At 40.5% G+C, this 11,462-nt stretch carries 9 protein-coding genes; all 9 read left to right on the top strand.

Going from position 1 to position 11,462, the window contains the following annotated elements:
- Positions 1-131: 131 nt before the first annotated feature.
- The 9 genes from P0M28_RS25105 (at position 132) to gatB (ending at position 11,454) form a co-directional block, all read left to right on the top strand.
- Positions 132-1,448: an OmpA family protein gene (locus P0M28_RS25105; protein WP_302206100.1), complete on the top strand. Its 1,317-nt coding sequence runs from the start codon at positions 132-134 to the stop codon at positions 1,446-1,448.
- Positions 1,449-1,567: 119 nt separating this feature from the next.
- A complete protein-coding gene (locus tag P0M28_RS25100) occupies positions 1,568-3,799 on the top strand; it encodes an exopolysaccharide transport family protein (RefSeq protein WP_302206099.1) in 2,232 nt (743 codons plus the stop codon).
- Positions 3,800-3,831: 32 nt separating this feature from the next.
- Positions 3,832-4,485 (top strand): class I SAM-dependent methyltransferase, encoded by a 654-nt coding sequence (locus P0M28_RS25095; RefSeq protein WP_302206098.1) that lies wholly within the window; start codon positions 3,832-3,834, stop codon positions 4,483-4,485.
- Positions 4,486-4,530: 45 nt separating this feature from the next.
- Entirely contained in the window at positions 4,531-5,577 is a 1,047-nt protein-coding gene (locus P0M28_RS25090; RefSeq protein WP_302206096.1) for an acyltransferase family protein, read from the top strand.
- Between the two features lie 51 nt (positions 5,578-5,628).
- Complete coding sequence (locus tag P0M28_RS25085) at positions 5,629-6,456, top strand: class I SAM-dependent methyltransferase (RefSeq protein WP_302206095.1); 828 nt, start codon at positions 5,629-5,631, stop codon at positions 6,454-6,456.
- A 93-nt stretch (positions 6,457-6,549) separates the two neighbouring features.
- On the top strand, positions 6,550-7,683 hold the full coding sequence (locus tag P0M28_RS25080) for an acyltransferase family protein (RefSeq protein ID WP_302206094.1): 1,134 nt from the start codon (positions 6,550-6,552) through the stop codon (positions 7,681-7,683).
- 4 nt (positions 7,684-7,687) lie between these two features.
- Complete coding sequence (locus P0M28_RS25075; protein ID WP_302206092.1) at positions 7,688-8,896, top strand: acyltransferase family protein; 1,209 nt, start codon at positions 7,688-7,690, stop codon at positions 8,894-8,896.
- A 130-nt stretch (positions 8,897-9,026) separates the two neighbouring features.
- Positions 9,027-9,638, top strand: coding sequence for a 3'-5' exonuclease (locus P0M28_RS25070; protein WP_302206091.1), 612 nt, complete (start codon positions 9,027-9,029; stop codon positions 9,636-9,638).
- A 337-nt stretch (positions 9,639-9,975) separates the two neighbouring features.
- Positions 9,976-11,454, top strand: a complete 1,479-nt coding sequence (gene gatB, locus P0M28_RS25065; protein WP_302206090.1) for an Asp-tRNA(Asn)/Glu-tRNA(Gln) amidotransferase subunit GatB — start codon at positions 9,976-9,978, stop codon at positions 11,452-11,454.
- The last annotated feature ends 8 nt before the right edge of the window (positions 11,455-11,462 follow it).

Below are 11,462 nucleotides of genomic sequence, written 5' to 3'. Positions count from 1 at the left end.
TCAAAGATATAAAAAAACATTATTTTTGAAAAAAATTGTGATAAAATATTGCGATAACCACTTTTTGAATACATTAAATCTCTTTTTACTTGAATAAAGTTAGTTCCTATTACAAAGTTGTGTGTTACAAGATGTTCTTTTTTTGTCTCCTTGGCTCTGGCCAACTTGCTTTTTCTCAGCAGATTTATTTCGAATCTGCTGAAGCTGTTATAGATCAGAAAGAAGTTTCTGCTGATGCATATTTCTCGTATCCGATATTGAGCCCCAACAGTGAGTTCTTATACTTCACTTACTCCGACTCACTTGAGCGCTCTTTTTCTTTAAAGAGGAGTGCTAATATCAATGGGGCATATTGGCACCTTCCCGAAAAAATTACAATTTCGGGGCAAGAAAGCTGGTCGGTAGTTGGAATGACTCAAAACGGAGACACACTCTACCTGATAGATCAAAATGAAAAGATAAAGAAATACGTATACAGTATACCCAGTAATCTTATGTTTGAAGACTTCCTTCAAAAAAAGTCGCTGGGTCATTTTTTCAAGCTGTCTTCTATCCGCGACCGGTTACATAGTATTCACGTTCATCCATCTGGTAAAATTATTACTTTTTCAAGTAGCAAGAATGGCAATAATAAGTCGCAGGATTTACACATTATTACTCAAGATTCTTTAGGCAACTGGCTATCCCCCATCAATCTGGGCAACACTATCAACACTCCTAAAGATGAAATTACCCCATTTCTCACTCACGACACCAATCGCTTGTTTTTCTCTAGTAACGGACACAGTGGCTCGGGCGATATGGATATTTTTTATGCCGATCGGCTCTACAATACCTGGAATATTTGGTCATTGCCCAAAAACCTCAGCGACTCTATCAATTCTGAATTTTTTGATGCATACTTCTCCATGAACGAGCAGGGCGCAGCTTCCTTTGTTAGCTCGCGCAAATCTGATAATCAACAGCTATTTCTCACCGATCTGGTCTCAGGTGACGATTCTTCATCAGCTGAGCTTTCTACTTTTCATATAACCAGCAAAAGCGACCACACACCTTTGGATGAAGATATGATTACTAGCCTGTTGGGTTCACCAGAGATTCCTATCGTGTTATTTGAAGAGGGCTCTTCCGAAGTTAAACCAAGCTTTCAGAATGTTATTCGGTTTATTGCGGATAAAATCCGCGACCGCGAAGAAATTATCATTAAACTGATCGGGCATACTGACCAAACTGGGGGAGACAAAGTAAACTTAAGTTTATCTAAAACTAGGGCTGAAGAGGTAAAGAATTTACTGATATTTTATGAAATCTTACCTGAGAGAATTATCTCTTTAGGCGCGGGCGAACAGTACCCTCTTTCGGTAGGCATATCAGGTGAAGATCAAAGTATTAATCGGCGGGTTGAAATTATATTAGCAAAAAATATCATTTCGGATAATGAAGAATAGTTTGCTTAAATATCTTTTTTATACAGATATTATCTAATTTTTTGTTATATTTACACAATAATAAAAATTAATAACGCCCAAAAAATTACAAGATTTAACTTAAACGTACAAATCTACTTATGGATGTACTTTATTTAATTAAGTTACTATGGCAAAAGCGGTGGATTATACTATCGGTTCCACTAGTATCGGTAGTGGTAGCACTATTTCTTACCCAAGAAGCCCAAGATCGTTACCTATCTAAAGCTCAGATAGCTACTGGATTTACGGTTAAAGATCGGCAAGTAAAAATAGTAGACGACGGTTTTAATTTGCGGGAAGCTGATATAATGTTCAATAACGCTATTGAAACAATTAATTCTCCTCTCATTACCAGCTTACTCTCTTATAACCTTATCATCCATGACCTAGAGCAGCCTACCCCTTTCCGAAGACCTGTGAACCGCGAGGGGCAACTAATTACTTACGATAAGTCTACTATTCAAGAAGCACGGGAAACCTTTGAGAGCAAGCTTGATTCTATACAATCATTAACCACATTCAATACTAAAGAGCGGCAGCTTATAGAACTTCTGAGAAGCTATCGTTACGACTATGAGTCACTAAAGGAAAATCTAAGAATTTCCCGAGTAAATTATACTGACTACATAGCTATAGAATTCACCTCAGAAAACCCTCAGCTTTCCGCTTTTGTGGTTAATACTCTTGTACAAGAATTTTTCAGGTTTAACACTTCGCAGCAAATAGAACAGAAGAGCCAATCAGTGAAGTTTTTTGAAAATCTAGTACTAAAGAAAAAGAGAGATTTAGACGAAAAAGCCGAGGAGCTTAGGCTATATAAAACAACGAATAATGTAATTAACTATCAAGTTGAGAGTGAGGCAAAAGTCACGCAGATAGCCAACCTAGAAGATCAAAAGGTAGAGGCTGAGAACCGAGTCCAGGAGCTATTGGTATCGCTGAAAAACGTAGAGCTCCAAATTCAGAACCCTAATGCTACTTACGGTAGCAACTACGGTGGCTCCAACAATCGTATTGTATCGCTTCGGAAAAAGTTGAATGACTTAAATGTGCGATACATTAATACGGGAGCAAATAACAAAGTTCTCCTAGATTCAATTGAGCAAACCAGGGATGAGCTAAACGTAGAAATAGCCCAGTCGCAACGAAGCCCCACATCACGCTCCAGTTTGATAAACAAAAAAGAAGAGCTGGAGGTAGATCTTGAGATTGCAAAAAATCAGTTAGTGATAATTAATAAACGCTTGCGTAGCCTTCAGTCTAACGTTTCTAGCTACGCATCGCAAGAAGCTATTATTTCTCGCCTGGAGCAAGAGGTAGAAGTTGCCTCTACTGAGTACTTAGATGCCCAGGAAAAACTAAATGCTTCTAAAAACTTTGCTCTAGCCTCGGATAACTCAATGAAACTAGTACTGGCCGGACAGCCCGCCGTAGAGCCAGAGCCTTCTAAATCTATGATTACAGCCGGGCTAACCGGTATGTCTAGCTTAGTATTGTGCATCCTGATTATTCTATTCCTTCAGTACATCGACGTAAGAATTAAAACTCCGGCACTGTTCCGTAAGTCTTCGGGCCTTTCTTTAGCTGGTACACTGAATTACGTTAATGTAAGACAATTCAATATCAATAAGATCTTTGATAGCAGTACTAAGTCTAAAGAACTCAGCACTTTTGAGCATTTAATTAGAAAGCTACGACATGAGATAGAATCTGCCAATGCCAAGGTTTACCTGATAACCAGCACTAAGCCTGGTGAAGGTAAGTCGTTCATTATCCTGTGCGTAGCTTATGCGCTAAGCTTAGTCGGCAAAAAGGTGCTTGTCATCGACACCAACTTCAAGCACAATACACTGACCAGAACATTGCTGCTTCCCCCTCCTTCTTCTCGTAAAGCTACTTCTAAAGATAAAAATGGAGCAGTGAATAGTCTTCAGTTGCAAACTCATGTGATGAATCCAGATAGTGATGTTCGTCAAGACTATTCCTCTGGAATCATTACTGCGTCTAATTATAGAAACATTGATATTATTGGTAGTAAGCCTGATAACAACTCTCCCTCAGAAATCTTTTCAGGTAGGAATTTTCAAGGCCTGCTAGATGAGGTCAAAAAGCATTACGACTATATTTTAATGGAAGGCGCTAACCTTAATGCTTATTCTGATACTCGTGAGCTTGTGCAGTACACCGACAGAGTGCTACCTATTTTCTCCGGACGTTCCATTATTAAGCAAATGGATAGAGAGTCTATAAGCTTTTTAAATAGCTTAAACGGTAAGCTAATGGGAGCAATACTAAACAAAGTAGATGAGAAGAATCTACACCTTCAGTAAGGTACCACCGTTCATCTAAATTATTAAGAGATATGACTAACACTGTTACTCATTATGAAGCCGATTACCACGGCACTCGCCATAAAAGTCACTTTAACGAAGATTATTATACTGCTAGGGCGAAAGTTGCACTTTCTAAATTCTTTAGCAATATCCCCAAAGACGCTAAGATTTTAGATTATGGCTGTGGGCTAGGTCAAAATATATACCTACTTCCTAATGCTAAAGGATACGATATATCAACTTTCGGGCTTGATTTCTGTCGAGCGAAAGGCTTAGATGTAACTGATGACATAGAGAAAATAGAAAACGATAGCTTCGATTATGTTTTCTCCTCTCATGTTTTGGAGCACCATCCGCACCCCAAGCAAATGATTGAGGAGATGCGAAGCAAGTTAAAAAAGAACCACGATTTGATCTTGGTCATTCCGTTTGAAAAGCACGGTAAGTCTAGCTTTGACTTAGACCTAAATCAGCATCTTCACATGTGGAATTTCAGAACTATCAATAACCTGCTTATCACCAACGGTTTCAAAATAAAATCTAATCAGTACTTAAGAGGAGCTGGCTACGAAAAACTACTCCCCTTGTTTAGAATAAATTTCAACGCTTACCGGTTTGCCACCAATGCCGTTTCACGTCTGTTTGGCATTAAAGAAATTATGGTGGTTGCCACTAAAGTTTAACTCACAACACACTAAAGCGTCTCAAATTAATCAGTTCCGACCATCATGACATCGACTGAACTACGTACGAGCAATCGAATGGTATGGGTTGATATCGCCAAAGGCTTTGCCATCATCTTGGTTGTTTACCGCCACATTCTAATTGGTATTGAACGCTCGGGAATAGATGTAGGCGATTATATCATTCTAGCGGATATTACTCATAGCTTCAGAATGCCATTGTTCTTTATCTTATCAGGAGTATTTGTGCGGTTTAGCCTGTTGAAGCGTACCAACCAAGCTTTTATTAGCAGCAAGTTGAAGAGCCTGATTTATCCCTATCTGATATGGACTACACTTCAGATAAGTGTTCAGTGGGTGTTTCGTGACTACATCAATGCCCACCGCACCTACTTAGACTATCTGTACATCTTTATCAACCCTCGAGCTATTGATCAATTTTGGTTTATTTACGCACTGTTTAACGTAGCCGTTGTTTACCTTCTTTTCTTTCGCTTGTTCAAAGGAAATAAGCTCGCGCTTTTGCTGCTTGGTTGTATTTTCCTTTTCGCTTCCCAGTTTATTCATACTCCGGTAATAGAAGATGTATTGATGTTCTTCATCTATGTTGCCATCGGCGATATTGTATCATCTTTTCTGTTAGACGAGAGAAATTATCAGCTATTTGCCTCTCCTAAAATTATGCTGCTAGCCACCGCGCTTTTTGCGATCACCCAGTGGCTTTACTTTCGTCACGAAGTTTATGATCCATTCTTACTTGCTCTAATTGCAATAACCGGATGCTTATTTACCTTTTGTATTGCCTTCGCTTTACGAAATAGCAAGTACATTATTCCGATACAGATAGCTGGCTATCACTCTATGTATATTTATCTCATGCACGTATTGGTAAGTGCCCCAATTAGAATAGTGTTAGTCAGATTTATGCAAGTGGATGATCCGGGAGTACTTGTACTAATCAGCACTATAGCCGCCACGATCATCCCTGTAGTATTTTACAAGATTACTTACGGAAATGGTTGGTGGTTTCTATTTACGCCTAAGCGTCCTAAAGCTACCACCGTTTCTTCTCCTACACTCACGAAGGTCTGATTACGAGAATCAATTATAAAAAAGTTAAAGGTCTGAAATTACTTATTATACATGTCGACAACTTATTCAGGTAAAATAGGAAAATTCACTTTCGGGAAAACCCAGTTACTCACTAGCTACCGGATGCAGAAGTATCCCTCGCTAGCAAAATTAGCTTATCGATTATTGGGCTACACGAATGTAGGAAATTACGCAAGGTCTAAAGTAGTCATTAGGTTACTTCGAAAACTTCCCCTTAGGTCATTCCACCAGATAGTAGATATGGGCTGTGGCTATGGCGAATATTCATTTATGATAGCCGATGCTCTGCCTCAATCCAAAATTACTGCCCTAGAAATCGACCCCGAGCGAGTAGATCGTGTCCGTCATACCAAGCAAACACTAAACATTCCGAATGTAAGCATTCATGACGGTAAAATAGAGACACTACCCAACGATCAGCAAGCTGATTTTATCTTCTCGATAGATGTATTTGAGCATATTTACGAGGCAGAAATGCCGTTCAAAGCTTGTTACGATCAACTAAAAGAAGGAGGATACCTATTGGTAAAAATGCCCAACATCAGTCAAAAGACTATTTTCCCCGACAGCCTCTTCCAAGAACATCAACAGTGGCTTGATGACGAGCACGTAGGTCAGATATACAACCTCGAAGGATTGAAAAAACGCTTCACCGATGAGGGTTTTTCTATTGTACACGCTAGCTACTCCGATGGTTTTTGGGCTAGATTGGCCTGGGAACTAAGCTACTTTGCTAAAAAAGGCGGCGCAATTGCCCAATTACTCTTTCTCCCCATAGCGAAGTTATTAATCCATGTAGACTTATTGTTTGACAACTCGAAATCTGGAAATGCTATTCAGGTCATTGGTCAAAAATAAATTGTCCTTTTACTTGTGTAACAGGCAGCATCATCTAATAATCGATAATTAGTGCCTCTCTCTGCGCCTCCATCCACTAAGCCCTTGCATTATATGCCTCAGCTAGACGCTCTTCGGGCGTTTGCTGTCGGGCTGGTAATACTCGAGCATTGGTTACCTCATAATCAGGTTTTAGAGGCAATTAATCCGGGATATATTGGCGTAGTATTTTTCTTTGTACTAAGTGGCTTTTTGATTACTAAAATATTACTAAAGAACCGAACAGACTCGGATAATTATGCGATACCTAAAGCTCAGGTCTTAAAAAAATTTATTATACGCCGCGCACTCCGCATTTTTCCTATCTACTATATTACCATCTTCGCTTGTTTCGCTGTAGGGCTAGCCAGCATTCGCGAAAAGTTTATTTGGTACGTACTTTACCTTTCTAATTATTTTGTTTTCTACACACAAAATTGGGGTGGGCCACTTACCCACCTTTGGACCTTAGCGGTAGAGGAACAGTTTTACTTGTTTTGGCCTCTAATTATTCTGTTTGTGCCTACCCGCTGGCTGCTCTTGGTGATTAGTAGTTTCGTAGTAATAGGCCCCCTCTCTCGCTTCCTTATATTTACACTATTTGATAGTCATCTAACCAACGACTTGTTCGCGCTTATTCTAACTCCATCTTGCTTAGATGCTTTCGGTATCGGGGCAGTACTTGCCTATTTTAAGCAAGAAAATTCTGACAAGCAGACTGTCCAGAAGACATTTTCTATACTACTCGTTACTTTGTTGAGTTTATTCGCAGTAACTTGGCTTATAATTGTTGACTCATACCAATTAATACTGGTTATCAAAGGCTCAATTATTGCTTTAGCCTCAGTCTGGGTTATCCACCGAGCAGGTAAAGGGTTTGAGCATCCACTAATGAAGTCTATTTTAGAGAATGGTATTGTAGTCTATCTTGGAAAGATAAGCTACGGAATTTACCTCTTCCATAACTTTATTCCTTATCTCTACACGCTGGCCGTAATTTATTCTCAGCGGTACAATATCAGAAACCCACTTACCAACGATTATCTTTTCACGGAAATTCAAAATCCAATCGTCCGCTTTATCATCTTCTTATCCTTATTAATACTATTTTCCGCAATTTCATGGCACCTTGTTGAAAAACCCATAAATAATCTGAAAAAGCAATTTCAATACGTTAATAGTCGCAAAGTGACTAGTGCATCTACCTAATCTGATGGAATTAGTACCTACCGAGCGTATGCAATCAGCAACAATACTCCACAAGAAGGCCAAAGTTTATTTTCCAGGACTAAACTCCCTTCGTTTCTTTGCCGCACTTTTAGTTTTTGTTAGCCATGTTGAACAATTCAAGCAGCTTTTCGGCTATGAACATGCTTACGACAACCAGGCGGTTCATCAGGTAGGCAACCTGGCGGTAACTTTCTTTTTTGTGCTGAGTGGCTTCTTAATCACTTACTTACTGTTTGTTGAACGAGAGAATAGTCAAGATATATCGATTAAAAATTTTTATATCCGCAGGTTCCTCCGAATATGGCCACTGTATTATCTGATTGTAGTGTTGGGTATGTTTATCCTACCCCAAATACAGTCCTTGTACACTCCCTCACTACTATCAGCTCTCTATCAAGATTTTAGCTCAAAACTATTCTTCTATATCATATTTCTACCGCAAGTGGTTCTCATATCGTTCTCCCGAACGCTGTACATTGAGCCTACCTGGTCTATTGGTATAGAAGAGCAATTCTATTTGATATGGCCACTGCTCGTTAAATTTTTTCCCAACTTTAAAAAGCTAATTATCAGCCTACTAGCTACTGTAGTACTTATTAAGCTAACCCTTTTTGCCGTTCCTAAAATAACCGATAACGAGGTACTAGAGACAGTTACTACTTTCGGAAAGAGTTACCTGCATTTTGCGAGATTTCAATGTATGATCATTGGCGGTATTGGTGCGTATGTATTGTACTACCGTCTTCAAAGAGTGCTAGATTTTGTATACAACAAGTATTTCCAGGTCGCTATTTTTTGTTTATTAGGCTTCGGGCTGGTTAGCGGGATATATGCCGGACCTATTCATCATGAGCTTTACTCCGTATTGTTTCTCATCATTATCCTGAATATTGCTACAAATCCGAAATCAATCATAAAAATTGAGTATGCGTTTTTAAACTATTTAGGTACCATTTCATACGGAATTTATATGTTCCACGAAATAGCAATCGGCTTAGTTCTCCAGATATTAAGTACCTCTTTTCAGCTTACATTCACTGAATTTAGTGATTCAGTTTTACTTTACATTCTTAGCTTAATTACAACGATCGTGATTGCAGCGTGTTCGTATGAACTTTTTGAGGCTAAATTCCTATCGCTCAAGAAGCGTTTTTCCTTAGTGGTGAGTGGTAACCCAGCTAATAAGGATTAGCGCGACCAATAACAATTACCCGGTTTAACTAGAGAAAAAAATCATCGGAGAATAAAAGAATAAGAACTGCATTGGTTTTCTTGAAAAAGAAGTAAACTTTCGCATACTTACTAGCTTAAGCTAATTGCTCATGCTCAACTTTGTTGCTTTTGATTTTGAAACGGCCAACTACCAACGCGAGAGCGTATGCGAACTAGGTATTGCTGTGGTAGAAGATGGTCAAATCTCCGAGACCCGCTCGTGGCGAATACGCCCCACTCCCAACTGGTTTCATCCCGGAAATATCCGAGTGCACGGTATTACCGCGCAGGATGTGGCTCACGCGCCTAACTTCGCCGCCATTTGGCATGAAGCAAAACCATACTTTGAGCACTCCAACGTGGTGGCTCATAATGCTAGCTTTGATATGAGTTGCCTCAGGCACGTGTTATCACAGTACGAATTAGCCTTTCCCCGTTTATCTTACGCCTGTAGTTTGCAGGTGGCACGTCAGGCTTGGTCGGGCTTCCGCTCCTACGGGCTGGGACCGCTCTCGCAACGCTTTAGTATTGATCTACACCACCACGCTGCCGAATCAGATGCAGTAGCCTGTGCCCAAATTCTGGTTCGGGCTTGTCAGGAACATATTGTAAGCGATTTTTCCGAGATTGGTTCTGCATTCGGACTGAGAATGGGAAAGCTATACTACGGAGGCTACGAAGCTGCCGGAAAACTTAAAAGAAATAAGAGATACGAGATGTGAAAAAGGGAGACCGGAGACCGGAATTTAAAATTGATCGTTGATGGAACCAACCAGCTTATGAATAATGATTGATGAATCATGATGAATTGGCGTGGGACACTGTACAGTAGACAATGAGCAATGGGTAAAGCTAAACCCCGTACATCAAACTACGCTAACACTTTAGCACCTAAACACTTCAACTTTCTAACCCGCACGACGGTCGCCTGTAATCTAATGACCAGGGGCAAAGAACTAATAATAGTTGACTGTGGACTATCGTCGGTGGACTGTTGACCGTAGACTAAAAATAATCACCAAAAACCACTAAGTTTGTGCTGCCATCGTATCTCTTTCTATGAAATTAGATAAAAATACCCGCAGTAAGTATCAGTTAGTTATTGGACTGGAAGTTCACGTACAGTTGCAGAGCAAAAGTAAAATTTTTGCTGCTGATCTGAACCAATACGGTGGCGAACCCAATACCCACATTAGCCCAATCAGTCTGGCTCACCCGGGTACGCTACCGCTACTCAATAGAAAAGTAGTAGAGTACGCCATAAAAATGGGACTGGCCTGCCACTGTCAGATTACCCAGCAGACGTATTTTGATCGTAAGAACTATTTTTACCCCGATCTTCCCAAGGGATACCAAATCACCCAAGACAAAACTCCAATTTGCCGGGGAGGAAAGGTGCCGATTCGCCCTAACCAACCCGCTTTGCAACCGGAAGACCGTAGTACTGAAGTACTGATTCATCATATCCACCTGGAGGAAGATGCCGGAAAACTGGTGCACTTAGCGGGCGAATCGGAGTCGCAGGTAGACTTTAACCGGGCAGGTACTCCCTTAATTGAGATCGTTACTGAGCCTTGTATGCACTATCCGGAAGAGGCGTACGCCGTGCTGACCGAAATTCGTAAGCTGATTCGCTACCTGGATATTTGTGATGGTAACATGGAAGAGGGATCGATGCGCTGTGATGCTAATGTATCGGTAAAACTCCACGATGCTCCTGAACTAGGCCGTAAAGTGGAGGTAAAGAATATGAACTCCATCCGTAATGTGCAACGGGCTATTGAGCACGAATGGGATCGGCAAATCTGGCTGATTGAGCAAGGAGAAAGCATTGTGTCCGAAACTCGCACCTTCGATGCTGCTACGGGCACTACCGCAGCTATGCGCTACAAAGAAGAACTTAACGATTATCGGTATTTCCCTGAACCAGATTTAAGCCCGATGGACATATCGGATAAGTGGCTAGAGCAAATTCAGGCAAGTATGCCATCTTTGCCCTACGAGCTAGAGAATAAGTTCTCAGAGCAATATGGCTTGCCCGAGCACGATTTGGATGTGCTAACTGATAGCAAAGAGGTGGCTTTGTTTTACGATACCTTTTGCCAGCACACCACTTATTACAAAGCCGCTGCCAACTGGGTGATGGGGCCCATCAAATCATTCCTGAACGATAGTGGTAAATCCATTACTGAATTTCCACTGACCTACCAACAACTGAGTGAGTTAACCGAGCTAGTAGCTTCCGACCGGGTTAGTTTTGCTGCTGCTTCCCAAAAAATATTTCCAGCCCTGCTGGATAACCCCGAAGTCTCGCCGACTACCCTGGCCGAAAAGTTAAATTTGTTTCAGGAAAGTAATACAGATAGTTTACAAACGTTGGTAAATGAAGTAGTTGCTGATTTTCCTGATAAGGTAACTGCTTACCGAAAAGGGAAGAAAGGACTCTTGGGTATGTTTATGGGAGAGGTCATGAAGCGAAGCCAAGGAAAAGCTAACCCTAAAATAGCAAATGAATTGCTACGTAAAGCATTAAGTTGAGCTGGTAA

Origin of the sequence: Tunicatimonas pelagia, assembly GCF_030506325.1 — a bacterium.
In the GTDB taxonomy this organism is placed as follows: Bacteria; Bacteroidota; Bacteroidia; order Cytophagales; family Cyclobacteriaceae; genus Tunicatimonas; species Tunicatimonas pelagia.
This window is presented reverse-complemented; position numbering and strand designations above follow the sequence as displayed.